This is a genomic window from Pseudomonas sp. HS6-2, from assembly GCF_049325675.2.
Classification (GTDB): domain Bacteria; phylum Pseudomonadota; class Gammaproteobacteria; order Pseudomonadales; family Pseudomonadaceae; genus Aquipseudomonas; species Aquipseudomonas putida_N.
Genome location: NZ_CM143906.1, coordinates 1,283,208 through 1,308,660, shown reverse-complemented (window position 1 = coordinate 1,308,660; position 25,453 = coordinate 1,283,208). Strand labels below are relative to the sequence as shown.

Sequence of the window (25,453 nt, the reverse complement as noted above, 5' to 3'; positions counted from 1 at the left end):
ATGACGTTCAGCAGAACCCTGGAATAGCCACCGGCCTCAACGGCCGTGACGCCTCAGCCACTCACGGGCAAGCTCGCGGGCGCGCTGGTCAGCAGCAAACACGGCCTCCAGCGATGGCAGCGCCACCACAGGTTCCTGATCAAGCACCTGTTCGATCATACCCGCGATCTCCGGGAAGCGGATACGCCGCTGGAGAAATGCCTCGACGGCGACCTCGTTGGCCGCATTGAGCACCGCAGGCGCACTGTTACCCGCTTCAGCCGCCTCGCGCGCCAGGCGCAGGCAGGGAAAGCGCTGCTCGTCCGGCGCCTGGAAGTCCAGGCGGGCAATGGCGAACAGGTCCAGCGGGGCTACCCCGGAATCGATGCGCTCTGGCCAGGCCAGGGCGTTGGCGATAGGGGTGCGCATGTCCGGGTTGCCCAGCTGGGCCAGCACCGAACCATCGACGTAGTCGACCAGCGAATGGATCACGCTTTGCGGATGCACCACCACCTCGACCTTGGCCGGCGCCGCGTCGAACAGCCAACAGGCTTCGATCAGCTCCAGCCCCTTGTTCATCATGCTGGCCGAGTCCACCGAAATCTTCCGACCCATGGACCAATTGGGATGGGTGCAGGCCTGCTCCGGCGTGACATCGACCAGGGCAGCCTGAGGCGTCTCGCGGAACGGCCCACCCGAGGCGGTCAGCAAGATACGACGCACGCCGACATGGCTGAGGCCACGGGCATAATCGCCCGGCAGGCACTGGAAGATCGCATTGTGCTCGCTGTCGATCGGCAGCAGCACGGCACCACTGCGCCGCACTGCGTCCATGAACAGCGCACCAGACATCACCAGCGCTTCCTTGTTGGCCAGCAACACCTTCTTGCCCGCCTCGACGGCGGCCAGGGTCGGGCGCAGGCCAGCGGCACCGACGATAGCCGCCATCACCGCATCCACCTCAGGGGCCGCCGCGACCTCACAAAGGCCCGCCTCCCCTACCAGCACCTGCGCAGTGCAGCCGGCGCCAAGCAGACCACCACGCAGGCGCGCAGCGGCTTCGTCGTCGGGCACCACTGCATAGGCCGGACGGTGCCGAACGCACAGGGCCAGCAGCTCATCGATACGCGAATAGCCGCTCAATGCGAACACCTGGTAGCGCTCGGGGTGCCGCGCTATCACATCGAGGGTGCTGAGACCGATCGAGCCGGTCGCACCCAGGACAGTAATACGCTGCACGCTGCTCACATCACACCCCATTCGGCAGCCCACAGCAGCACGGCAAAGACCGGGATCGCCGCCGTCAGGCTGTCGATACGATCCAGCACACCACCATGGCCAGGCAGCAGGTTACTGCTGTCCTTGATGCCGGCACGGCGCTTGAACATGCTTTCGGTCAGATCGCCGATTACCGACGACATGACCACCAGTGCAGCACCCAATAGCCCCAGCAGAATCTGGCCGAAGCCCCAGTCACGCATGATGCCGACCACCAAGGTGATCACCAGGCTGACCGCCAGGCCACCATAGACGCCTTCCCAGCTCTTGCCCGGGCTCACCTGTGGTGCCAGCTTGCGCTTGCCAAAGGCACGGCCGGAGAAATAGGCACCGATATCAGCCGCCCAGACCAGCACCATGACCGACAGGATCAGCCAGTTACCCAGCTGCCAGTGCTTGAGCAGAATCAGCCCTTGCCAGGCCGGCAACAGGATCAGCAGGCCGATCAACAGCTTGCAGGCCGCACTGGCCCACAGCTCGCTGCTACGCGGATAGGTCAGCACCAGCCAGGTGGCCAGCGCCCACCAGATGACCGAAGCTCCAAGCACCCAGGGTGCCAGGTCCGGCATGAGATGGAGCAGCATCAGCGCTCCGGCGACCACGGCGGCGTAAGCGATGCGCAAAGGCTGGGCCACAAGCCCAGCCAGACGCGCCCACTCCCAGGCACCGAGGGTCACCACGAAGCCGATGAACAGGGCGAAATCCCCGCCGTTGAGCAGGAAAAACCCACCCAGCGCGACCGGCAACAGGATCAGCGCAGTAATGATGCGTTGTTTAAGCATTAAGCACGAGCTCCAGCCTCGACCTGCTCGCTGGTCTTACCGAAGCGGCGCTGGCGCGAAGCGAAATCGGCCAGGGCTTTGCGCATGGCCTCGTGTTTGAAATCCGGCCAGTACAGGTCGGAGAAGTACAGTTCGGCGTAGGCCAGCTGCCACAACAGGAAGTTGCTGATGCGATGCTCGCCACCGGTACGGATGCACAGGTCGGGCAATGGCAGCTCGCCTGTGGCCAGGCAGGTCTGCAGCAGGCCCGGGGTTATGTCGTCCGGGCGCAGGTGACCGGCCTGAACTTCACGCGCCAGGCGTTGGGCGGCCTGGGCGATATCCCACTGGCCACCGTAGTTGGCGGCGATCTGCAGGATGAAGCGGTTACTGCCCGCAGTCAGCGCCTCGGCTTCGCGCATGGCAGCCTGCAGCTCGGGATGGAAACGCGAACGGTCACCAATGATGCGCAGGCTGATGTTGTTCTCGTTGAGGCGCCGGGCCTCACGGCGCAAGGCCGAGAAGAACAGCTCCATCAACGCACCGACCTCTTCGGCCGGGCGCTGCCAGTTTTCACTGGAGAACGCGAACAGGGTCAGCACCTCGACCCCGGACTCGGCACACACCTCGATGACTGCGCGCACCGCATCGACGCCGGCCTTGTGCCCGGCGACGCCGGGCAACAGGCGCTTCTTCGCCCAGCGGTTGTTGCCATCCATGATGATCGCGACATGACGCGGCACCGAGGACGGTGCCGCCAACTTGGACTTTTCCATTAAAAAACCTCGGCCTTAAACGGCCATCAGGTCCTTTTCCTTGGCTTTGTATGCGGCATCGACTTCAGCAATGAACTTGTCGGTCAGCTTCTGGATTTCATCAGCAGCACGACGCTCTTCGTCTTCGCTGATTTCCTTGTCCTTGGTCAGCTTCTTCAGGTCGCCCAGGGCGTCACGGCGCACGTTGCGCACGGCTACCTTGGCATCTTCGGCAACGCCGCTGGCCTGCTTGGTGTAGCCCTTGCGGGTTTCTTCGGTCAGGGCCGGCATCGGGACGCGGATGGTGGTACCAGCGCTGGACGGGTTCAGGCCCAGGTCGGAGGTCAGGATGGCCTTCTCGATGGCAGCGCTGAGGTTCTTGTCGTGAGCGACGATCTTCAGGGTGCGGGCATCTTCGACGGTGATCGCAGCTACCTGGTTCAGCGGCATCTCGCTACCCCAGGCAGTGACCTTGACGGCGTCCAGAATGCTTGGGTGGGCGCGACCGGTACGGATCGCTGCCAGGTTGCGGCCCAGCGCTTCCAGGGACTTGGTCATGCGCTCCTGCGCGTCTTTCTTGATGTCGTTGATCATTTTTGAACTTCCTCGATCAGAGTTCCTTCCGCGCCGCCATGCACGATGTTCAGCAGGGCGCCGGGCTTGTTCATGTTGAAGACGCGCAGCGGCATCTTGTGGTCGCGGCACAGACAAATTGCCGTCAGATCCATTACACCCAGCTTGCGATCCAGCACTTCATCGTAGGTCAGATGATCGAACTTCTCGGCATGCGGGTCCTTGAATGGGTCTGCAGTGTATACACCATCGACCTTTGTTGCCTTCAAAACTACATCGGCATCGATTTCGATGGCGCGCAGGCAAGCGGCGGAGTCGGTGGTGAAGAACGGGTTGCCGGTACCGGCAGCGAAGATTACGACTTCCTTGGCGTTCAGGTGGCGCATGGCTTTGCGGCGATCATAGTGATCGGTCACGCCAACCATGGAAATCGCCGACATGACGATAGCGGTGATGTTCGCCCGCTCCAGCGCATCGCGCATGGCCAGGCCATTCATCACGGTGGCCAGCATACCCATGTGGTCGCCGGTAACGCGATCCATGCCAGCTGCACTGAGCGCCGCACCACGGAACAGGTTGCCACCACCAATTACCAAGCCTACCTGAACACCGATGCCGACCAACTGGCCGACTTCCAGCGCCATGCGATCCAGGACCTTGGGGTCGATCCCGAACTCTTCCGAGCCCATCAGGGCCTCGCCGCTAAGTTTGAGTAGAATGCGTTTATAGCGAGCCTGATGACCACTGCCCTGCTGAGCCATTGCGAATCTCTCCTGCGGCGTTTGTAAAATTCTGGCGGGCTTCTTGAGCCTGCATGTAACTCTAACGTGACGCAGCAACTGCGTCAGCGAGCAACGGCCTTGTAAACCGTTCCCGCTTTGACAAAGAGGCTGCGCGCGTGAGCGGGCAGCCTCTTTGGGGCGACAGACGGGGCTGTCTTACTGCTTGGCAGCAGCTACCTGAGCGGCAACTTCAGCAGCGAAGTCGTCGACTGGCTTCTCGATGCCTTCGCCAACCTTGAAGTAGGTGAAGGAAACGATTTCAGCGCCGGCTTTCTTGGCCAGCTCGCCAACTTTGACTTCCGGGTTCATGACGAAGGCTTGCTCTTTCAGCGAGGCTTCGGCCTTGAACTTGGCGATACGACCGTTGACCATGTTCTCAACGATGTTTTCCGGCTTGCCGGCGATCTTGTCAGCGTTCAGCTGCAGGAAGACGCCCTTCTCGCGCTCGATGGCCTCGGCGGAGATTTCCGACGAATCCAGGAACTCTGGGTTCGAAGCGGCAACGTGCATGGCGATTTGCTTGGCCAGTTCGGCGTCACCGCCTTTCAGGACAACGGCAGCGCCGATCTTGTTGCCGTGCAGGTAAGCACCGACAACGTCACCTTCAACGCGCACCAGGCGACGGATGTTGACGTTTTCGCCGCACTTGGCGACCAGAGCTTCACGAGCCGCTTCACGCGAAGCAACCAGAGGCGCTGCGTCGGTCAGCTTCTGAGCGAAGGCTTCTTCCAGGCTTTCGGCCACGAAGTTCTTGAAGTCGTCTTGCAGAGCCAGGAAGTCGGTCTGCGAGTTCACTTCCAGCAGGACGGCGGCTTTGCCGTCGGTCTTGACGGCGATAGCGCCTTCAGCAGCGACGTTGCCAGCCTTTTTGGCGGCCTTGATGGCGCCCGAGGCACGCATGTCGTCAATGGCTTTCTCGATGTCGCCGCCGGCCTTTTCCAGGGCCTTCTTGCAATCCATCATGCCTTCGCCGGTACGCTCGCGCAGTTCTTTGACCAGCGCCGCAGTAATTGCTGCCATTTCAAAATCCTCTTGGAAAGTTTTTCAACCATTCCACCCGCTCGACGCGGGCGTTAAATTCTGCAAATCGCTGCCTTTATATCAGCTCGCCCATCATGCGGGGCCGTTGCTGACAGCAGGATTTCAAGGTGGCAAAAAGGGGGCAGAGCCCCCTTTTTGCGTGCCAAGTAGACGCTAGCGCCTATTACTCAGCAGCAGGTGCAGCCGCTTCTTCAGCGTAGACTTCAGTGCCGCCGGCAACGTTGTTGCGGCCGCGGATGACGGCGTCAGCCATCGAAGTCATGTACAGCTCGATAGCGCGGATGGCGTCATCGTTACCTGGGATAACGAAGTCAACGCCTTCTGGGCTGCTGTTGGTATCGACAACGCCGATAACCGGGATGCCCAGCTTGTTGGCTTCGGTGATAGCAATGCGCTCGTGGTCAACGTCGATCACGAACAGGGCATCAGGCAGGCCGCCCATGTCCTTGATACCACCCAGGCTGCGGTCCAGCTTTTCCAGATCGCGCGAACGCATCAGGGCTTCTTTCTTGGTCAGCTTGGCGAAGGTGCCATCTTCGGCCTGGGTTTCCAGGTCGCGCAGACGCTTGATCGAAGCACGGATGGTCTTGTAGTTGGTCAGCATGCCGCCCAACCAACGGTGATCAACGTATGGCGAACCAGCGCGAGCAGCTTGCTCAGCTACGATCTTGCCTGCGGAACGCTTGGTGCCGACGAACAGGATCTTGTTCTTGCCCTGGGCCAGGCGCTCTACGAACGACAGAGCGTCGTTGAACATCGGCAGGGTTTTTTCCAGGTTGATGATGTGGATCTTGTTACGCGCGCCGAAAATGTACTTGCCCATTTTCGGGTTCCAGTAACGGGTCTGGTGGCCGAAGTGCACACCGGCCTTCAGCATATCGCGCATGTTGACTTGGGACATGATAGTTCCTTGATAAGTCGGGTTGGGCCTCCACGTATCCCAATGACCAACCCGCGCTTCCGGAGAATCGGGGCACCCAGGTCATCGTGTCGACACGTGTGTGGGTTTAATGCTTACGGGGTCGTCCCCGAAAGCGGCGCATTTTATACCACAGACCGCGAGCGAACGGAACCCGGATCAGGTTGCGTCCGTCAGCCGTTTTTGCAGCACCTGGGCAAACAGGCCAGAATGCCTCCTATAGACAGCAGCATGGCCGCCTTTATCCCGACAGAATGCCGCCCTGCTCTGCTAGAATCCGGCCTTTCCCGTTTGTTCGCGCCGCATGCGGCGCTGTAGAGAGCCTGTAATGACCGTCACCATCAAGACTGCAGAAGACATCGAGAAGATGCGCATCGCCGGCCGCCTGGCCGCCGACGTGCTGGAAATGATCGAGGAACACGTCAAGCCCGGTGTCACCACCGAAGAGCTCGACCGCCTGTGCCACGACTATATCGTCAACGTCCAGCAGGCCATCCCGGCGCCCCTCAACTACAAGGGCTACCCGAAGTCGATCTGCACCTCTATCAACCATGTGGTCTGCCACGGCATCCCCAACGACAAGCCGCTCAAGGACGGTGACACGCTCAACATCGACGTCACCGTGATCAAGGACGGCTACCACGGCGATACCAGCCGCATGTTCCACGTCGGTACCGTACCGGTCTGGGCCGAGCGCCTGTCCAAGGTCACCCAGGAATGCATGTACAAGGCCATCGAGCTGGTCAAGCCGGGCTGCCGCCTGGGTGACATCGGTGAAGTCATCCAGAAGCACGCCGAGAAGAACGGTTTCTCCGTGGTGCGCGAGTTCTGCGGCCATGGCATCGGCAAGGTGTTCCATGAAGAGCCACAGATCCTCCATTACGGCCGCGCTGGCACCGGCATGGAGCTCAAGGAAGGCATGACCTTCACCATCGAGCCGATGATCAACCAGGGCAAGGCCGACACCAAGGTGCTGGGCGACGGCTGGACCGCCATCACCAAGGACCGCAAGCTCTCGGCCCAGTGGGAGCACACCCTGGTGGTGACGGCGACCGGCTACGAGATCTTCACCCTGCGCAAGGACGACACCATCCCGCGCACCTCGGCCTGATTGCACCCAAGGCAACCTCCCAGACAGGAACGCGACGCGATGCCCCAGGTGGACCCCGAGCTGTTCGACCGCGGCCAGTTCCAGGCGGAACTGGCCCTCAAGGCGAGCCCCATCGCCGCCTTCAAGAAAGCCATCCGCCAGGCCGGCGAGGTGCTCGACAAGCGTTTTCGCACAGGCTGCGAAATCCGCCCGCTGATCGAAGCCCGCGCCTGGCTCGTCGACAATATCCTGCAACAGGCCTGGAACCAATTCGACTGGGGCGACCCGAACGGTATCGCCCTGGTAGCGGTTGGCGGCTATGGCCGCGGCGAACTGCACCCGCACTCGGACATCGACCTGCTGATCCTGCTGGGTGCCGCCGAGCATGAACAGTACCGCGACGCTATCGAGCGCTTTCTTACCCTGCTCTGGGACATCGGCCTGGAAGTGGGCCAGAGCGTGCGCAGCATCGATGAATGCGTCGAGCAGGCCCGCGCCGACCTGACGGTGATCACCAACCTGATGGAAAGCCGCACCATTGCCGGCCCCGAAGCGTTGCGCCAGCGCATGCTCGACGCCACCGGCACCGAGCACCTGTGGCCGAGCAAGGAGTTCTTCCTGGCCAAGCGCGCCGAACTCAAGGCCCGCCACCACAAGTACAACGACACCGAGTACAACCTCGAGCCCAACGTCAAAGGCTCGCCCGGTGGCCTGCGCGACATCCAGACGGTGCTCTGGGTGGCCCGCCGCCAGTACGGCACGCTGAACCTGCACGCCCTGGCCGGCGAAGGCTTCCTGCTGGAAAGCGAGAACGAACTGCTGGCCTCGTCCCAGGATTTTTTGTGGCAGGTGCGCTACGCCCTGCACATGCTCGCCGGCCGCGCCGAAGACCGCCTGCTGTTCGACCACCAGCGCAGCATCGCCGCGTTGCTCGGCTACAGCGACGAAAACCCCAAGCGCGCCATCGAACAGTTCATGCAGCGGTACTACCGGGTGGTGATGAGCATCAGCCAGTTGTGCGACCTGATCATCCAGCACTTCGAAGAAGTCATCCTCGCCGATGACGACAGCGGCACCACGCAACCTTTGAATGCGCGCTTCCGCCTGCACGACGGCTATATCGAAGCGGTCAGCCCGAATGTGTTCAAGCGCACCCCGTTCGCCATGCTGGAGATCTTCGTGCTGATGGCCCAGCACCCGGAGATCAAGGGCGTACGCGCCGACACCGTGCGCCTGCTGCGCGAACACAGGCACCTGATCGACGACACTTTCCGTAAGGATATCCGCAACACCAGCCTGTTCATCGAGCTGTTCAAGTGCGAAATCGGCATCCACCGCAACCTGCGGCGGATGAACCGCTACGGCATCCTCGGCCGCTACCTGCCGGAGTTCGGCCTTATCGTCGGGCAAATGCAGCACGACCTGTTCCATATCTACACGGTCGATGCCCACACCCTCAACCTCATCAAGCACCTGCGCAAGCTGCAGTACACGCCGGTGTCCGAGAAATTCCCGCTGGCCAGCAAGCTCATGGGCCGCCTGCCCAAGCCCGAGCTGATCTACCTGGCCGGCCTGTACCACGACATCGGCAAGGGCCGTCAGGGCGATCACTCCGAGATCGGCGCGGTGGATGCGCAGAAATTCTGCGAACGCCACCAGTTGCCGGCCTGGGACAGTCGGCTGATCGTCTGGCTGGTGCAGAATCACCTGGTGATGTCGACCACCGCCCAGCGCAAGGACCTGTCCGACCCGCAGGTGATCAACGATTTCGCCTTGCATGTGGGCGACGAGACGCGCCTGGATTACCTCTACGTGCTGACCGTGGCCGACATCAACGCCACCAACCCCAGCCTGTGGAACTCGTGGCGCGCCAGCCTGCTGCGCCAGCTCTACACCGAGACCAAGCGCGCCCTGCGCCGCGGCCTGGAGAATCCCCTGGACCGCGAGGAACAGATCCGCCAGACCCAGTCGGCCGCGCTGGACATCCTCGTGCGCGAGGGCACCGACCCGGACGACGTCGAGCAGCTGTGGTCGCAGCTGGGCGATGACTACTTCCTCAAGCACAACGCCGCCGACGTTGCCTGGCATAGCGACGCCATCCTCCAGCAACCGGCCGATGGCGGGCCGCTGGTGCTGATCAAGGAAACCACCCAGCGCGAGTTCGAAGGCGGCACGCAAATCTTCATCTACGCGCCCGACCAGCACGATTTCTTCGCCGTGACCGTGGCCGCCATGTCGCAGCTGAACCTGAACATCCATGATGCGCGGATCATCACCTCGAGCAGCCAGTTCACCCTCGACACCTACATCGTGCTCGACAACGATGGCGGTTCGATCGGCGACAATCCGCAGCGGGTCAAGCAGATCCGCGACGGACTGACCGAAGCGCTGCGCAACCCCGAGGACTACCCGACCATCATCCAGCGCCGGGTGCCGCGCCAGCTCAAGCACTTCAACTTCCCGCCACAGGTGACCATCCTCAACGATGCCCAGCGCCCGGTGACCATCCTCGAGATCACCGCGCCGGACCGCCCCGGCCTGTTGGCACGGCTCGGGCGGATTTTCCTGGAGTTCGACCTGTCGCTGCAGAACGCCAAGATCGCCACCCTCGGCGAGCGGGTGGAAGACGTGTTCTTCATCACCGATGCCGACAACCAGCCACTGTCCGACCCGCAGCTGTGCAGCCGCCTGCAGGAGGCTATCGTGCAGCAGTTGCAGGCCGGCCAGGCCAGCGATGCCAGCCCGACCCGCGTGACTTTTTAACGATTAGACGATTGACGAGACCTTGCGCCGATGAACCATGCCTTGACCCAGCTTCAGCCTTACCCGTTCGAGAAACTGCGCGCCCTGCTGGGCACCGTGAAGCCTGCGGCGGACAAACGCGCCATCGCCCTGTCGATCGGTGAGCCGAAGCACGAATCGCCGGCGTTCGTCGCCCAGGCCATGGCCGACAACCTCGACAAGCTGGCGGTGTACCCAAGTACCCTCGGCCTGCCGGCCTTGCGCCAGGCCATCGGCCAGTGGTGCGAACGCCGCTTCGGCGTGCCGGCCGGCTGGCTGGATGCCGACCGCCACATCCTGCCGGTCAATGGTACCCGCGAGGCGCTGTTCGCCTTCACCCAGGCCGTGGTCAACCGTGCCGATGAAGGCCTGGTGGTCAGCCCCAACCCGTTCTACCAGATCTACGAAGGCGCGGCCCTGCTGGCCGGTGCCACCCCGCATTACCTGCCGTGCCTGGAAGACAACGGTTTCAACCCGGACTTCGATGCCGTACCGGCCGAGGTCTGGAAACGCTGCCAGATCCTGTTCCTGTGCTCGCCAGGCAACCCCACCGGCGCCCTGGTGCCGATGGACACCCTGAAGAAACTGATTGCCTTGGCCGACGAGCACGACTTCGTAATCGCCGCCGATGAATGCTACAGCGAGCTGTACTTCGACGAAGACGCACCGCCACCGGGCCTGCTGAGCGCCTGTGCCGAGCTCGGCCGCAGCGATTTTGCGCGCTGCGTGGTGTTCCACAGCCTGTCCAAGCGTTCCAACTTGCCAGGCTTGCGTTCGGGCTTCGTCGCCGGCGACGCCGAGATCATCAAGCCGTTCCTGCTGTACCGCACCTACCACGGCTGCGCCATGCCGGTTCAGACCCAGCTGGCCAGCATCGCCGCCTGGCAGGACGAGGCGCATGTGCGCGATAACCGTGACCAGTACCGGGCCAAATACGATGCCGTACTCGACATCCTGCAACCGGTGCTCGACGTGCAGCGTCCGGATGGCAGCTTCTACCTGTGGGCCAAGGTACCGGGCGGTGATGCCGAGTTCACCCGTGACCTGTTCGAGGCCCAGCATGTGACGGTGGTGCCGGGGTCGTACCTGTCGCGTGAAGTCAACGGTGTGAACCCAGGGGCCGGCCGCGTGCGCATGGCGCTGGTTGCACCGCTGGCCGAGTGCATCGAGGCGGCCGAGCGGATTCGCGCTTTCCTGCAAAGCCGCTGATTGGCCCGGGGGCGCTTTGCGCCCCATTCGCGGGTAAACCCGCTCCCACAGCGGATCGGCCTTTCTGTAGAAGCGGGCTTGCCCCGCGAATGGCCATAAGCAGATCTACCTGACCTGCCCCAGGTTCGCCTCACTCAAATCCAGCTCCCCCAGCACCTGCCGCACTACCTCATCGCCCACCAGATGCTGGCGATGCAAGTTATACAGCTCCAGTCGCTGCGCCCGTAGCGCCCGCAAACGCAAGCGCCGCTCCAGCAAGTCCATCTGTTCGGCCAGCGCTCGTGCCTCGGCCGTATCGTTGTAGCTGTCCAGCTCATCCCGATACTCAGCCATCAGGCGCGCCTTCAGCTCGGTGGCCAAGGTCGCCTGTGCCGCATCCTGAGGCGCACTGGCATCGATCACCTCCTCCGCCTCCAGCGCATGGATCGCCGCCTCCACCGTGCGCCTCCAGGCGTCCTGCACTTCCTGATGCAGGCGCTCATCAGGGCTTTTGACGATGCCGCGCAGCAGGAATGGCAAGGCAATGCAGGCACTGACCAGTGACAGCAGGATGACGCCTGCCGCGATGAATATCAGCAGGTCGCGCTCGGGGAAGGCCTGGCCTGCGCCAATCAACAAAGGCACCGACATCACACCGGCCAGGGTTACCGCGCCGCGTACCCCACCCAGAGTCAGCAGCCAGCACGAGCGCGCCGTGGGCATCAGCACCAGCGCTGGCTTACCGCGCCAGCGCCGCACCACGCCAATTGCCCGCCAGATGCTCTGCACCCAGACAAACCGCAACAGGATCAGCGCGGCGAAGATCGCCAGCACATCGAGGCACCGCCAGGCCAAGGTCGGCCAGATCGTGGGTTCATGGCTGACCACGGCCTTGATGATGTCCGGCAACTGCAGGCCCAGCAGCAAGAAGATCAGCCCGTTGAAGGCGAACTCCAGCAACGACCAGACGCTGCGGTTGAGCAGGCGCGTGCTGGTCTGGCGCGGCAACAGGTCGAGCCAGCTCTGCATCATGCCGGCGGCCACCGCCGAGAGGATGCCCGATACACCCAGGCGCTCGGCCAGTACATAGGCGGCGAACGGCAACAGCAGCATGAACACCACGTGGGTGGCCGGGTCATCCCAGCCACGGGCGATCATCCAGGCGCGCAAGCGGCCGATCAGCCAGCTCAGGGCCACACCCACGGCCAGGCCGCCGAGGGCGACCAGCACGAAGCTGAAGCTGGCATCGGCCAGCGAGAACGCCCCGGTAATCGCGGCGGCCAGGGCGAACTTGAAGGTCACCAGGCCCGAGGCATCATTCATCAATGCCTCGCCCTGCAGCATGTGCATCAGCGGGGTCGGCAGGCGATCCTGGGTGATGGCCGACACCGCCACGGCGTCGGTGGGCGACAGCACGGCGGCCAGGGCAAAGGCCACCGGCAGCGGAATGCTCGGCAGCAGCCAGTGAATGAAGTAACCGGCGCCAACCACGGTGAACAGCACCAGCCCCACGGCCAGCGCCACTACCGGGCCGCGGATGCGCCATAACTCACGCTTGGGGATGCGCCAGCCATCGGCGAACAACAGTGGCGGCAGGAACAGGAACAGGAACAACTCGGGGTCCAGGGCCACATGCAGGCCCAAGGTCGGCCAGGCCAGCAGCGCACCGGCGGCGATCTGCACCAATGGCAACGGCAACGGGATCATGCGCCCGACCAGTTTCGACACGCTTACCAGCGTCAGCAGGATGAGGACGGTGTAGGCGGACTGCATCCGTGAAGGCTTCCTTTGTGAACCAAAAACGACAGCGGGGGGGCGAGAGATCGCCATTGAAACAATATGTTAGCGGGGTCTGGTGAAATGAGACCGCTGCACGATAGTCGCAGGTGACCGATGAATATGTAACACGATGATACCCGGCGAGCATGTAGGAACATGCATTGAATGCTGTGGGGCTGCTGACATCGAGCGCCAAACGACCCAAGACATGCACACCCCGTGGCGCTCACCCAATCGTTCCCGCATAATCCCGCGACTGACATTCGGAAATGGAGAGATTGGGGCAGCCTGTGGCCTCAATGCACACAATGACCTACACGCTCTATGGCATCAAAGCCTGTGACACCATGAAAAAGGCGCGTACCTGGCTCGACGACAAAGCCATCGCCTACGAATTCCACGACTACAAGACCCAAGGCATCGACCGCGACAGCCTGAACCGCTGGTGCGACGAACACGGCTGGGAAGTCATCCTCAACCGTGCCGGCACCACCTTCCGCAAGCTCGACGACGCCAGCAAGGCCGACCTCGACCAGGCCAAGGCCGTCGAACTGATGCACGCCCAACCGTCGATGATCAAGCGCCCGGTGCTCGACCTTGGCGAGCGCACCCTGGTCGGCTTCAAGCCAGACCTGTACGCCGCCGCGCTGGCCTGAGCCCCCACCCTATTTCGCACGAGGTAATCACATGTCCAATACCCTGTTCAGCCTGGCCTTCGGTGTCGGCTCCCAGAACCGCCAGGGCACCTGGCTGGAAGTGTTCTACGCACAACCCCTGCTCAACCCGAGCGCCGAGCTGGTCGCCGCAGTAGCGCCGATCCTTGGCTACGAAGGCGGCAACCAGGCCATCGCCTTCAGCAACGCCCAGGCCGCCCAGCTGGCCGAAGCCGTGAAAGGCGTCGACGCCGCCCAGGCTGCCCTGCTGACCCGCCTGGCCGAGAGCCACAAGCCGCTGGTCGCCACCCTGCTGGCCGAAGATGCCGCGCTGGCTTCGACCCCGGAGGCCTACCTCAAGCTGCACCTGCTGTCGCACCGGCTGGTCAAGCCGCACGGCCTGAGCCTGGCGGGCATCTTCCCACTGCTGCCGAACGTGGCCTGGACCAACCAGGGCGCTGTCGACCTGAGCGAACTGGCCGAACTGCAACTGGAAGCGCGCCTGAAGGGTGAGCTGCTGGAAGTGTTCTCGGTGGACAAGTTCCCGAAGATGACCGACTACGTGGTCCCGGCCGGCGTGCGTATCGCCGACACCGCCCGTGTACGCCTGGGTGCCTACATCGGCGAAGGCACCACCATCATGCACGAAGGCTTCGTCAACTTTAACGCTGGCACCGAAGGCCCAGGCATGATCGAAGGCCGCGTTTCCGCTGGCGTATTCGTCGGCAAGGGCTCGGACCTGGGCGGCGGCTGCTCGACCATGGGCACCCTGTCCGGTGGCGGCAACATCGTCATCAAGGTCGGCGAAGGCTGCCTGATCGGCGCCAACGCCGGTATCGGCATCCCACTGGGTGACCGCAACACCGTCGAAGCCGGCCTGTACATCACCGCTGGCACCAAGGTGAACCTGCTGGACGAGAACAACGAGCTGGTGAAAGTGGTCAAGGCCCGCGACCTGGCCGGCCAGACCGACCTGCTGTTCCGCCGCAACTCGCTGAACGGCGCCGTGGAGTGCAAGACCCACAAGTCGGCCATCGAGCTGAATGAGGCGCTGCACGCCCACAACTGAGAACCCTTGGCGGTTTGAAGTGTTAAGATCGGGTCTGGCGCCAATGGTGCCAGACCCGATCTTCATTCCAGGCCCCGCGAACATGTTCCAGCCCTCCCCCTGGCGCGCCGATTTCCCTGCCATCGCCGCCCTGCAACGGCAGCACCAGAGCTACCTGGACAGCGCCGCGACCACCCAGAAGCCCCAGGCGTTGCTTGATGCCCTGAGCCATTACTACGGCCATGGCGCCGCCAACGTGCACCGCGCCCAGCACCTGCCCGGCGCGCTGGCGACCCAGGCCTTCGAGACCAGCCGCGACAAGGTGGCTGCCTGGCTCAATGCCGCTGATTCACGGCAGATCGTCTTCACCCATGGCGCCACCTCGGCGCTGAACCTGCTGGCCTATGGCCTGGAACACCGTTTCGAAGCAGGCGACGAGATTGCCATCAGCGCCCTGGAGCACCATGCCAACCTGCTGCCCTGGCAGCAACTGGCCCGCCGGCGCGACCTGCGCCTGGTGGTATTGCCGCTGGACAATCATGGCCGTATCGACCTGGATCAGGCACTGCAGCTGATCGGCCCGCGCACCCGTGTGCTCGCCGTCAGCCAGCTATCCAACGTGCTCGGCACCTGGCAACCTCTGCCTGCACTGCTGGCCCACGCCCAAGCACAAGGTGCGCTGACCGTGGTCGATGGCGCCCAAGGCGTGGTCCATGGCCGCCATGATGTGCAGCAGCTGGGCTGCGACTTCTACGTATTTTCAAGCCACAAGCTGTATGGGCCGGAAGGTGTCGGCGTGCTGTACGGTCGCACTCAGGCACTGGAGCTGCTGCGCCACTGGCAGTTCGGCGGTGAAATGGTCCAACTGGCCGACTACCAGAACGCCAGCTTCCGCCCCGCACCGCTGGGCTTCGAAGCCGGCACGCCGCCGATCGCCGGGGTCATCGGGCTGGGCGCGACGCTGGACTATCTGGCCAGTCTCGACCGCCATGCCGTCGAGGCCCACGAAGCCAGCCTGCACCAGCACCTGCTGCGCGGCCTGGCCGACCGGGAAGGCGTGCGCGTCCTGGGCACACCACAAGCGGCCTTGGCCAGCTTCGTCATCGAAGGCGTACACAACGCCGACATCGCCCATATGCTGACCGAGCAAGGTATTGCCGTGCGCGCCGGGCATCACTGCGCCATGCCGCTGCTCAAGAGGCTGGGGCTGGAGGGGGCGATTCGCGTGTCGCTGGGGCTGTACAACGACAGTGACGACCTGCAACGGTTCTTCACGGCGTTGGACCAAGGACTGGAGTTGTTGCAATGACGTTGCCTTTGCCAGCCCGGGAAGCGCTGGAAAGCTTCGAGCAGGCGCGCGGCTGGGAACAGCGGGCGCGGCTGCTGATGCAATGGGGTGATCGGCTGGAGCCGTTGAGCGAGGAGGAAAAGTCCGAGAGCAACCGGGTGCATGGCTGTGAGAGCCTGGTGTGGCTGGTGGCGGAACAGCACGCCGGTCAATGGCGCTTCAAGGCGAGCAGCGATGCGCGGTTGTTGCGCGGGCTGCTGGCGCTGCTGCTGGCGCGGATTGAAGGGTTGGCGACTGCGGAACTGGCCGGACTGGATCTACGCGAGTGGTTCGCCCAGCTGGGGCTGGAGCGGCAACTGTCGCCATCGCGCAGCAACGGGCTGCATGCGGTGTTGTTGCGGATGACGGAGTTGGCGTCCACCTGCTGAATCGGCGGTGCCTGCTTCGCGGGGGCGGGCTTGCCCCGCGAAGAAGCCAACACCATTATTCGGGTCTGACCCGCTCCGAGGGCCGCCGCGCCCCCGCCACCAGCTTCTCAATGGCCTTGCTCGCCGCGACCATGCCGAACGTCGCGGTCACCATCATCACCGCACCAAAGCCCCCCGCACAGTCCAGGCGCACACCTTCACCGACAAAGCTCTTTTGCAGGCAGACACTGCCATCACCCTTCGGATAACGCAGCTGCTCGCTGGAGAACACACACGGCACGCCATAGTTGCGGCTGGTATTGCGCGAGAAGTTGTAGTCCCGGCGCAGGGTCGAGCGTACCCGCGAGGCCAGCGGGTCGTTGAAGGTCTTGTTGAGGTCGCCGACCTGGATCTGCGTCGGGTCGATCTGCCCGCCCGCCCCACCGGTGGTGACGATGGCGATCTTGCGTCGCCGGCACCAGGCGATCAGCGCCGCCTTGGCCATCACGCTGTCGATGCAGTCGATCACCGCATCCATCTCCTCGATGATGTACTCGGCCATGGTCTCGCGGGTGACGAAATCCGCCACCGCGTGCACCGTGATCGCCGGATTGATCGCCCGCAGGCGCTCGGCCATCACCTCGACCTTGGGCCGCCCGACCTGGCCTTCCAGGGCATGGGCCTGGCGGTTGGTATTACTGACGCAGACATCGTCCAGGTCGAACAGGGTGATTTCGCCCACGCCGCTGCGCGCCAGGGCTTCGGCCGCCCACGAGCCGACCCCGCCAATGCCGACAACCGCCACATGGGCGTTGTTCAGCCGTTGCAGGCCCTCGTCGCCGTACAACCGGGCAACGCCGGCAAAGCGTGGATCTTCTGTGCTCATGTTGCTACCCCGAAACTCATGCCCGAAAAACGGCGCGCATTATAGGCCAGCGGCCGCTCTGACCTCCATCGTTAGGAAACACCCTACCATTGCTGCTTTAATGTCCTATCACTTGGACAGAAACGGACCACAATGTCATCTCGCAAATTCGGCCTCAACCTGGTGGTGGTCCTGGCCATCGCCGCGCTGTTTACCGGGTTCTGGGCGTTGATCAATCGCCCAGTCTCCGCACCTGCCTGGCCGGAACAGATCTCCGGTTTCTCGTATTCGCCGTTCCGCCTTGGGGAAAGTCCGCAAAAGGGCCAGTACCCCAGCGATGACGAGATACGCCAGGACCTGGAGCAGATGAACAAGCTCACCGACAACATCCGCATCTATACCGTCGAGGGCACCCAGGCCGAGATCCCGCGGCTGGCCGAGGAATTCGGCCTGCGGGTGACCCTGGGCATCTGGATCAGCAAAGACCTGGAGCGCAACGAACGCGAGATCGAAAAAGGCATCGAGCTGGCCAACCACTCACGCAGCGTGGTGCGGGTGGTGGTCGGCAACGAAGCGCTGTTCCGCGAAGAGGTCACGCCCGAAGAGCTGATCCAGTACCTTGATCGTGTCCGTGCCGCCGTCAAGGTGCCGGTCACCACCAGCGAGCAGTGGCACATCTGGAAGGAACACCCGGAACTGGCCAAGCACGTCGACCTGATCGCTGCGCACATCCTGCCGTACTGGGAATTCGTGCCGATGAAAGACTCGGTGCAGTTCGTCCTCGACCGCGCCCGCGAGCTGCGCCACCAGTTCTCGCACAAGCCGCTGCTGCTGTCGGAAGTCGGCTGGCCAAGCAACGGCCGTATGCGCGGCGGCGCCGACGCCACCCAGGCCGACCAGGCGATCTACCTGCGCACCTTGGTCAACACCCTCAACCGCCGAGGCTACAACTACTTCGTCATCGAGGCCTATGACCAGCCGTGGAAGGCCAACGACGAAGGCTCGGTAGGCGCCTACTGGGGCGTGTACAACGCCGAGCGCCAGCAGAAGTTCAACTTCGAGGGGCCAGTGGTGGCGATCCCGCAGTGGCGGGCACTGGCGGTGGCCTCGGTGGTCCTGGCGATGATCGCCCTGGCCGTGCTGCTGATCGACGGTTCGGCCCTGCGCCAGCGCGGCCGCACCTTCCTCACGTTCATCACCTTCCTGTGCGGGTCGGTGCTGGTGTGGATCGCCTACGACTATAGCCAGCAATACAGCACCTGGTTCAGCCTGACTGTCGGCGTGCTGCTTGCGCTCGGTGCGCTGGGCGTGTTCATCGTGCTGATGACCGAGGCCCACGAGCTGGCTGAGGCGGTGTGGATTCACAAGCGCCGGCGTGAATTCCTGCCGGTGCAAGGCGATAGCGCCTACCGGCCGAAAGTTTCGGTGCATGTGCCGTGCTACAACGAGCCGCCGGAGATGGTCAAGCAGACCCTCGACGCCCTCGCCGCACTGGACTACCCGGACTATGAAGTCCTGGTGATCGACAACAACACCAAGGACCCGGCCGTGTGGGAGCCACTCAAGGCCCACTGCGAGAAGCTCGGCGAGCGCTTCAAGTTCTTCCACGTCGCGCCCCTGGCCGGTTTCAAGGGCGGCGCGCTGAACTACCTGATCCCGCACACTGCCAAGGACGCCGAAGTGATCGCGGTGATCGACTCGGACTACTGCGTCGACCGCAACTGGCTCAAGCACATGGTGCCGCACTTCGCCGACCCGAAGATCGCCGTGGTGCAGTCGCCACAGGACTACCGCGACCAGCACGAAAGTGCCTTCAAGAAGCTCTGCTACAGCGAATACAAGGGCTTCTTCCACATCGGCATGGTTACCCGCAACGACCGTGACGCGATCATCCAGCACGGCACCATGACCATGACCCGGCGCAGCGTGCTGGAAGAGCTGGGCTGGGCCGAATGGTGCATCTGCGAAGACGCCGAGCTGGGCCTGCGGGTATTCGAGAAAGGCCTGTCGGCCGCCTATTCGCACAACAGCTACGGCAAGGGCCTGATGCCGGACACGTTCATCGACTTCAAGAAGCAGCGCTTCCGCTGGGCCTATGGCGCCATCCAGATCATCAAGCACCACGCCAGCGCCCTGCTGCGCGGCAAAGGAAGCGAACTGACCCGTGGCCAGCGCTACCACTTCCTGGCCGGCTGGCTGCCGTGGGTTGCCGATGGCATGAACATCTTCTTCACCGTCGGTGCCCTGCTGTGGTCGGCGGCGATGATCATCGTGCCGCACCGGGTCGACCCGCCGCTGATGATCTTCGCCATCCCACCGCTGGCGCTGTTCTTTTTCAAGGTCGGCAAGATCATCTTCCTCTACCGCCGCGCGGTGGGGGTGAACCTCAAGGATGCCTTTGCTGCGGCACTGGCGGGGCTGGCGTTGTCGCACACTATCGCCAAGGCGGTGTTGTACGGGTTCTTCACCAGCAGCATGCCGTTCTTCCGCACACCGAAGAATGCCGACAGCCATGGCTTGCTGGTGGCGATTTCCGAAGCCCGGGAAGAGCTGTTCATCATGTTGATGTTGTGGGGCGCGGCACTGGGCATCTTCCTGGTGCAGGGGCTGCCGAGTTCGGACATGCGCTTCTGGGTCGCGATGTTGCTGGTGCAGTCGTTGCCATATGTGGCGGCGTTGGTTATGGCGTTCCTGTCGTCGCTGCCCAAGCCTGCGGAGAAGGCCGCCGAGCCGCAGCAGGCTTGAGATTTTTTGGGGCGCATTGCGCCCCATTGGCCTGACGGTTTGATATAAGATAACGCCCTCAGATTTCCCCGCCTTGCCTTGCCCCGGAGTCCCCCATGACGGCCCCTGCCGAGCTCTCGCCTACCCTTCAACTGGCCTGCGACCTGATCCGTCGCCCCTCGGTCACCCCCGTCGATGCCGACTGCCAGGCGCAGATGATGAACCGCCTGGGTGCCGTGGGCTTCCAGCTGGAGCCGATGCGCTTTGAAGACGTCGATAACTTCTGGGCCACCCACGGTACACAGGAAGGCCCGGTGCTGTGCTTCGCCGGCCATACCGACGTAGTTCCCACCGGCCCGGTGCAGCAGTGGCAGCACGAGCCGTTCGAAGCACTGATCGACGCCGACGGCATGCTCTGCGGCCGTGGCGCCGCCGACATGAAAGGCAGCCTGGCGTCGATGGTGATCGCCAGCGAACGCTTCGTGCAGGACTACCCGAACCACCGCGGCAAGGTCGCCTTCCTGATCACCAGCGACGAGGAAGGCCCGGCCCACCACGGCACCAAGGCCGTGGTCGAGCGCCTGAAAGCGCGCAACGAGCGCCTGGACTGGTGCATCGTCGGCGAGCCGTCGAGCACCACCCTGCTCGGTGACGTGGTCAAGAACGGCCGTCGCGGCTCGCTCGGCGCCAAGCTGACCGTGCGCGGCAAACAAGGCCACGTGGCCTATCCGCACCTGGCGCGCAACCCGATCCACCTGGCCGCCCCGGCCCTGGCGGAGCTGGCTGCCGAGCACTGGGACGAAGGCAACGCGTTCTTCCCGCCGACCAGCTTCCAGATCTCCAACCTCAACTCCGGCACCGGCGCCACCAACGTGGTCCCGGGCGAGCTGACCGCACTGTTCAACTTCCGCTTCTCCACCGAATCGACCGTCGAAGGCCTGCAGGCGCGAGTTTCGGCGATCCTCGACAAGCATGAGCTGGACTGGTCGGTCGACTGGGCGCTGTCGGGCCTGCCCTTCCTCACCGAACCGGGCGACCTGCTCGACGCAGTGGCGGCCAGCATCAAGGGCGTTACTGGCCGCGACACCCAGCCATCGACCAGCGGCGGCACTTCCGATGGCCGTTTCATCGCCACCATGGGCACCCAGGTGGTCGAGCTTGGCCCGGTCAACGCCACCATACACCAGGTCGATGAGCGGATCCTGGCCAGCGATCTCGACCTGCTGACCGAAATCTACTACCAGACCCTGGTCCGGTTGCTCGCCTGATGCTCGCCTGCCCCCTCTGCCAGGCAGCCCTGTCGCGGCTCGACAATGGCGTGGTGTGCCCGGCCGGCCACCGCTTCGACCGCGCCCGCCAGGGTTACCTGAACCTGCTGCCAGTGCAGCACAAGAACAGCCGCGACCCGGGCGACAACCAGGCCATGGTCGAAGCCCGCCGCGACTTCCTCGACGCCGGCCACTACGCCCCGGTGGCCCGCCGCCTGGCGGAGCTGGCCGCCGAGCGTCAGCCCGGCGCCTGGCTGGACATCGGTTGCGGTGAGGGCTACTACACCGCCCAGATCGCCCAGGCCCTGCCGGCCGCCGATGGCTATGCCCTGGACATTTCCCGCGAGGCGGTCAAGCGCGCCTGCCGTCGGGCACCCGACGTCACCTGGATGGTCGCCAGCATGGCCCGCGTGCCATTGGCCGATGCCAGCTGCCAGTTCATCGCCAGCGTGTTCAGCCCACTGGACTGGGACGAGGCCAAGCGCCTGCTCAGCCCCGGTGGCGGCCTGATGCGCGTGGGCCCGACCAGCGGCCACCTGATGGAGCTACGCGAAGTGCTCTACGATGAAGTGCGCCCCTACGCTGACGACAAGCACCTGGCCCTGGTGCCTGAAGGCATGGCCCACGCCCACAGCGAAACCCTCGAGTTCCGCCTGAGCCTGGCCGCCCCCAAGGCCCGTGCCGACCTGCTGGCGATGACCCCGCACGGCTGGCGCGCCAGCGCCGAGAAGCGCGCCCGGGTGATCGAGCAGGCCGAGCCGTTAGAGGTGACGGTTTCCATGCGTTATGACTATTTCGTGCGCCAGCATTGAGCACACCCGGAGCCCTTATGCGCCAACCCGATATTGAGATCTACCTGAAAGACGCCGACGTCGACCACAAGCAGATTGCCGAGTGGCTCAGCCAGGCAATCGGCCCGTGCAGCGAATGGAAGCAGAAAGGCCAGACCTTCAAATGCCAGGCCGGTAACATTCCGGTCACCTGGTTACCCAAGGCTGTAGGGAAATGGAACAGCCTCTACCTGGAAAGCGACCAGACCCCATGGGCCGATGACGTCGCCTGCGCCCGCGCCGCGTTCGCCGCGCTGAACGTCGAAGTGCGTTGCGCGCCGGGTGGCTGGGTCGAGGAAGACGGTGAAGAAGATGCCGATCGCTGGATCCGCATCAGCGCCGACGGTGAAGAGGAAATCACCTGGCGTACTAGCTGACCTTTTCTTCTCTGTAGGAGCGGGCTTGTCCCGCGAAGCAGACACCGCGGTGACTGGCACCGGCTGCGCCGGTGTTCGCGGGGCAAGCCCGCTCCTACAAGCTTGTACAGCCTGGGGCTCAGAGGCCTACGACGTCCTCGGCTTGCAGGCCTTTCTGGCCCTGCACGCAGGCGTATTCCACCCGCTGCCCTTCGACCAGGGTACGATGCCCCTCACCGCGGATCGCCCGATAGTGGACGAAGACATCCGCACCACCTTCGCGCTGAATGAAGCCATAACCTTTGGCATCGTTGAACCACTTAACATTCCCAGTCTCACGAGACGACATCTGAACTACTCCGGATTTTTATTGTGAAGATCGCCTTGTAGACACAGGGTGTCCTCCCTATGTCGACGCCGCTTGCCGAAATATCCTGCAAGTGGCAGGCCGAGTATATGACACAGAACAAAAAAATTTCATGACCGTCGCGCTATTTACCTAATTTTGCTGAACTTGCGCCGATACGGCAGACTAAATGGCTGTCTATTCTCTGAAATTCATTCCCAGGGCACTCACCCCATGACCCGTTCCCCCCTGCGCCGCCTGATCTTCGGCGTCCTGCGTCGCCTGATGTACCTGTGGGTGCGCTCCGAGACCATCAACCAGTCGTCCCTGACCCTCAAGCTCGACCGCAGCCGCCCGGTCTTCTATGCCCTGCCCTCGCCATCGCTCACCGACCTGGCGGTGGTCGACCGTGAATGCACCAAAGCGGGGCTGCCGCGCCCGGTGCTGCCGGTGGCCGTCGGTTCGCTGCACGAGCCTGCCGCATTCTTTTACCTGACCCCGGACCCGGACTGGCTCGGCCGCCACGACAAGCGCGGTGCCCCGCCGACCCTGGAGCGCCTGGTCGCCGCCATCAGCCATCACGCAGAGGAAGACGCCCAGATCATTCCGGTCAGTGTGTTCTGGGGGCAGACACCGGCCAGTGAAAACAGCCCGTGGAAGCTGCTGTTTGCCGACAGCTGGGCCGTGACCGGGCGCCTGCGCCGGCTGCTGACCGTGCTGATCCTCGGGCGCAAGACCCGCGTGCAGTTCTCCGCGCCGATCCACCTGCGCGAACTGGTGCAGCACAACAAGGGCCACGAGCGCACCGTGCGCATGGCCCAGCGCCTGATGCGCGTGCACTTTCGCAACCTCAAGACCGCGGTGATCGGCCCGGACATCTCGCACCGGCGCAACCTGGTCAAGGGCCTGGTGCATGCGCCGCTGGTCCGCCAGGCCATCGCCGAGGAAGCGCAGCGCGAAAACATGCCCGTGGCCAAGGCCGAAGCCCAGGCGCTGCGCTACGGCAACGAGATCGCCTCGGACTACACCTATACCGCAATCCGCTTCCTCGAAGTGGTGCTGAGCTGGTTCTGGAACAAGATCTACGACGGCATCAAAGTCAACCACGTCGAGCAGGTGCAAGGCATCGCCCCAGGCCACGAAGTGATCTACGTGCCCTGCCACCGCAGCCACATCGACTACCTGCTGCTGTCGTATCTGCTGTTCCGCAATGGCCTGACGCCGCCGCACATCGCCGCCGGGATCAACCTCAACATGCCGGTGATCGGCGGCCTGCTGCGCCGTGGCGGCGCCTTCTTCATGCGCCGTACGTTCAAGGGCAACCCGCTGTACACGGCGGTGTTCAACGAGTACCTGCACACCCTGTTCACCAAGGGTTTTCCGGTGGAGTACTTCGTCGAAGGTGGCCGCTCGCGCACCGGGCGCATGCTGCAGCCGCGCACCGGGATGCTGGCAATCACCCTGCGCAGCTTCCTGCGCTCGTCGCGCACACCGATCGTGTTCGTGCCGGTATACATCGGCTACGAGCGCGTGCTGGAAGGCCGTACCTACCTCGGCGAACTGCGCGGGGCGAGCAAGAAGAAGGAGTCGATCTTCGACATCTTCAAGGTCTTCGGCGCACTGAAGCAGCGCTTCGGCCAGGTGTACGTCAACTTCGGCGAGCCAATCCGCCTGGCCGGCTTTCTCGATAAGCAGCAACCTGGCTGGCGCGAGCAGGAACTGGGCCCGCAGTTCCGCCCGGCCTGGCTCAACGAGACCACCACCCGCCTTGGCGAAACCGTGGCCCGCCACCTGAACGAGGCGGCGGCGGTCAACCCGGTCAACCTGGTAGCCCTGGCACTGCTCTCTACCAGCCGCCTGGCGCTGGACGAACGTGCCCTGACCCGCGTGCTGGACCTGTACCTGGCCTTGCTGCGCCAGGTGCCTTACTCTGCGCACACCACCTTGCCCGAAGGCGACGGCCAGGCTTTGATCGAGCATGTCCGCGGCATGGACCTGCTGGCAGAACAAAAGGACGCCTTGGGCCGCATCCTTTATCTGGATGAAGCCAACGCGGTACTGATGACCTATTACCGCAACAATGTCCTGCACATCTTCGCCCTGCCTGCGCTACTGGCAAGCTTCTTCCTCAGCAGCTCGCGGATGAGCCGCGAACTGCTCGGGCAGTATGTGCATGCGCTGTATCCGTACCTGCAGGCCGAATTGTTCCTGCGCTGGACGCCGGAACAACTGGATGAAGTGATCGACCAGTGGCTGGCAGCGTTGGTCGAGCAAGGCCTGCTGCGCCACGAGAACGATTTGTACATGCGCCCGGCGCCCAGCTCACGCCAGTTCGTGCTGCTGACCCTGCTCGCCCGCACCATCACCCAGACCTTGCAGCGCTTCTACATGGCCACGTCACTGCTGCTCAACAGCGGTCAGAACACCCTGAGCGCCGAAGCACTGGAAGACCTGTGCGTGATGATGGCCCAGCGCCTGTCGATCCTGCATGGCCTCAACGCACCGGAATTCTTCGACAAGACCTTGTTCCGCCACTTCATCCAGACCCTGATCGAACAAGGCGTGCTCCGCCCGGATAGCAATGGCAAGCTGGGCTATCACGACAAGCTCGGCGATTTGGCCGAGGGCGTAGCTAAGCGAGTGCTGTCGGCCGAACTGCGCCTGTCGATCCGCCAGGTGGCATTGCACCGCGATGACTCACTGACCACTGCGACCATTTGAGGCCACATCTGCCGGGAAAAT

General features: G+C 63.5%; 22 protein-coding genes. 12 read left to right on the top strand and 10 right to left on the bottom strand.

All coding sequences use genetic code 11. The features are described 5' to 3' along the window. Positions 1-36: 36 nt before the first annotated feature. From ispC to rpsB, 7 genes are all read right to left on the bottom strand, one after another. Complete coding sequence (ispC, locus tag ACOKS3_RS06015) at positions 37-1,227, bottom strand: 1-deoxy-D-xylulose-5-phosphate reductoisomerase (protein WP_422763479.1); 1,191 nt, start codon at positions 1,225-1,227, stop codon at positions 37-39. Continuing rightward, entirely contained in the window at positions 1,224-2,039 is an 816-nt protein-coding gene (locus ACOKS3_RS06010) for a phosphatidate cytidylyltransferase (protein WP_103445331.1), read from the bottom strand. Before ACOKS3_RS06010 ends, ispC begins: the two co-directional genes overlap by 4 nt. After that, positions 2,039-2,794, bottom strand: a complete 756-nt coding sequence (gene uppS, locus ACOKS3_RS06005; RefSeq protein WP_027920033.1) for a polyprenyl diphosphate synthase — start codon at positions 2,792-2,794, stop codon at positions 2,039-2,041. The genes ACOKS3_RS06010 and uppS overlap by 1 nt, the downstream gene beginning before the upstream one ends. Positions 2,795-2,809: 15 nt before the next feature. Then, positions 2,810-3,367: a ribosome recycling factor gene (gene frr, locus ACOKS3_RS06000; RefSeq protein WP_103445332.1), complete on the bottom strand. Its 558-nt coding sequence runs from the start codon at positions 3,365-3,367 to the stop codon at positions 2,810-2,812. Then, the gene (gene pyrH, locus ACOKS3_RS05995; RefSeq protein WP_027920035.1) at positions 3,364-4,107 is read right to left on the bottom strand and encodes a UMP kinase; all 744 of its coding nucleotides are present in this window, start codon (positions 4,105-4,107) and stop codon (positions 3,364-3,366) included. The genes frr and pyrH overlap by 4 nt, the downstream gene beginning before the upstream one ends. Before the next feature lie 177 nt (positions 4,108-4,284). Continuing rightward, the gene (gene tsf, locus ACOKS3_RS05990) at positions 4,285-5,148 is read right to left on the bottom strand and encodes a translation elongation factor Ts (protein ID WP_103445333.1); all 864 of its coding nucleotides are present in this window, start codon (positions 5,146-5,148) and stop codon (positions 4,285-4,287) included. A 184-nt stretch (positions 5,149-5,332) separates the two neighbouring features. Continuing rightward, positions 5,333-6,070, bottom strand: a complete 738-nt coding sequence (gene rpsB, locus ACOKS3_RS05985) for a 30S ribosomal protein S2 (RefSeq protein ID WP_027920037.1) — start codon at positions 6,068-6,070, stop codon at positions 5,333-5,335. A gap of 346 nt (positions 6,071-6,416) precedes the next feature. Here rpsB and map point away from each other — a divergent pair, with 346 nt between their 5' ends. The 3 genes from map to dapC are packed head-to-tail and all read left to right on the top strand — an operon-like array spanning position 6,417 to position 11,168. After that, complete coding sequence (gene map, locus ACOKS3_RS05980; protein ID WP_025337973.1) at positions 6,417-7,199, top strand: type I methionyl aminopeptidase; 783 nt, start codon at positions 6,417-6,419, stop codon at positions 7,197-7,199. Positions 7,200-7,238: 39 nt separating this feature from the next. Beyond that, positions 7,239-9,941, top strand: a complete 2,703-nt coding sequence (locus ACOKS3_RS05975; RefSeq protein WP_103445334.1) for a [protein-PII] uridylyltransferase — start codon at positions 7,239-7,241, stop codon at positions 9,939-9,941. Between the two features lie 30 nt (positions 9,942-9,971). Continuing rightward, entirely contained in the window at positions 9,972-11,168 is a 1,197-nt protein-coding gene (gene dapC / locus ACOKS3_RS05970; protein ID WP_422763480.1) for a succinyldiaminopimelate transaminase, read from the top strand. Positions 11,169-11,273: 105 nt separating this feature from the next. On the opposite strand, the gene ACOKS3_RS05965 is transcribed toward dapC, so the two are convergent. Beyond that, a complete protein-coding gene (locus tag ACOKS3_RS05965) occupies positions 11,274-12,920 on the bottom strand; it encodes a Na+/H+ antiporter (protein WP_103445336.1) in 1,647 nt (548 codons plus the stop codon). A 314-nt stretch (positions 12,921-13,234) separates the two neighbouring features. Here ACOKS3_RS05965 and ACOKS3_RS05960 point away from each other — a divergent pair, with 314 nt between their 5' ends. The 4 genes from ACOKS3_RS05960 (at position 13,235) to ACOKS3_RS05945 (ending at position 16,343) form a co-directional block, all read left to right on the top strand. Beyond that, positions 13,235-13,582 (top strand): ArsC family reductase, encoded by a 348-nt coding sequence (locus ACOKS3_RS05960; protein WP_103445408.1) that lies wholly within the window; start codon positions 13,235-13,237, stop codon positions 13,580-13,582. Between the two features lie 31 nt (positions 13,583-13,613). After that, a complete protein-coding gene (gene dapD, locus ACOKS3_RS05955; protein ID WP_085673271.1) occupies positions 13,614-14,648 on the top strand; it encodes a 2,3,4,5-tetrahydropyridine-2,6-dicarboxylate N-succinyltransferase in 1,035 nt (344 codons plus the stop codon). Positions 14,649-14,730: 82 nt separating this feature from the next. Further along, on the top strand, positions 14,731-15,936 hold the full coding sequence (locus ACOKS3_RS05950; RefSeq protein ID WP_103446224.1) for a cysteine desulfurase: 1,206 nt from the start codon (positions 14,731-14,733) through the stop codon (positions 15,934-15,936). Continuing rightward, a complete protein-coding gene (locus ACOKS3_RS05945) occupies positions 15,933-16,343 on the top strand; it encodes a SufE family protein (protein ID WP_103445409.1) in 411 nt (136 codons plus the stop codon). The genes ACOKS3_RS05950 and ACOKS3_RS05945 overlap by 4 nt, the downstream gene beginning before the upstream one ends. Before the next feature lie 55 nt (positions 16,344-16,398). On the opposite strand, the gene tcdA is transcribed toward ACOKS3_RS05945, so the two are convergent. Continuing rightward, positions 16,399-17,208 carry a tRNA cyclic N6-threonylcarbamoyladenosine(37) synthase TcdA gene (gene tcdA / locus ACOKS3_RS05940; protein ID WP_103445410.1) on the bottom strand — a complete coding sequence of 270 codons (810 nt, stop codon included), beginning with the start codon at positions 17,206-17,208 and terminating at the stop codon, positions 16,399-16,401. Positions 17,209-17,340: 132 nt separating this feature from the next. On the opposite strand from tcdA, the gene ACOKS3_RS05935 reads away from it, so the two are divergent. From ACOKS3_RS05935 to ACOKS3_RS05920, 4 genes are all read left to right on the top strand, one after another. Then, positions 17,341-19,932 carry a glycosyltransferase gene (locus tag ACOKS3_RS05935; RefSeq protein ID WP_422763481.1) on the top strand — a complete coding sequence of 864 codons (2,592 nt, stop codon included), beginning with the start codon at positions 17,341-17,343 and terminating at the stop codon, positions 19,930-19,932. Positions 19,933-20,027: 95 nt separating this feature from the next. Beyond that, on the top strand, positions 20,028-21,179 hold the full coding sequence (gene dapE / locus ACOKS3_RS05930; protein ID WP_422763482.1) for a succinyl-diaminopimelate desuccinylase: 1,152 nt from the start codon (positions 20,028-20,030) through the stop codon (positions 21,177-21,179). Further along, entirely contained in the window at positions 21,179-21,991 is an 813-nt protein-coding gene (locus ACOKS3_RS05925; RefSeq protein ID WP_103445413.1) for a putative RNA methyltransferase, read from the top strand. The genes dapE and ACOKS3_RS05925 overlap by 1 nt, the downstream gene beginning before the upstream one ends. A 17-nt stretch (positions 21,992-22,008) precedes the next feature. Then, complete coding sequence (locus ACOKS3_RS05920) at positions 22,009-22,386, top strand: hypothetical protein (protein WP_085673285.1); 378 nt, start codon at positions 22,009-22,011, stop codon at positions 22,384-22,386. Between the two features lie 118 nt (positions 22,387-22,504). On the opposite strand, the gene ACOKS3_RS05915 is transcribed toward ACOKS3_RS05920, so the two are convergent. Then, entirely contained in the window at positions 22,505-22,714 is a 210-nt protein-coding gene (locus ACOKS3_RS05915; protein WP_003252255.1) for a cold-shock protein, read from the bottom strand. A 231-nt stretch (positions 22,715-22,945) separates the two neighbouring features. On the opposite strand from ACOKS3_RS05915, the gene plsB reads away from it, so the two are divergent. Further along, complete coding sequence (gene plsB, locus ACOKS3_RS05910; protein ID WP_103445414.1) at positions 22,946-25,432, top strand: glycerol-3-phosphate 1-O-acyltransferase PlsB; 2,487 nt, start codon at positions 22,946-22,948, stop codon at positions 25,430-25,432. The last annotated feature ends 21 nt before the right edge of the window (positions 25,433-25,453 follow it).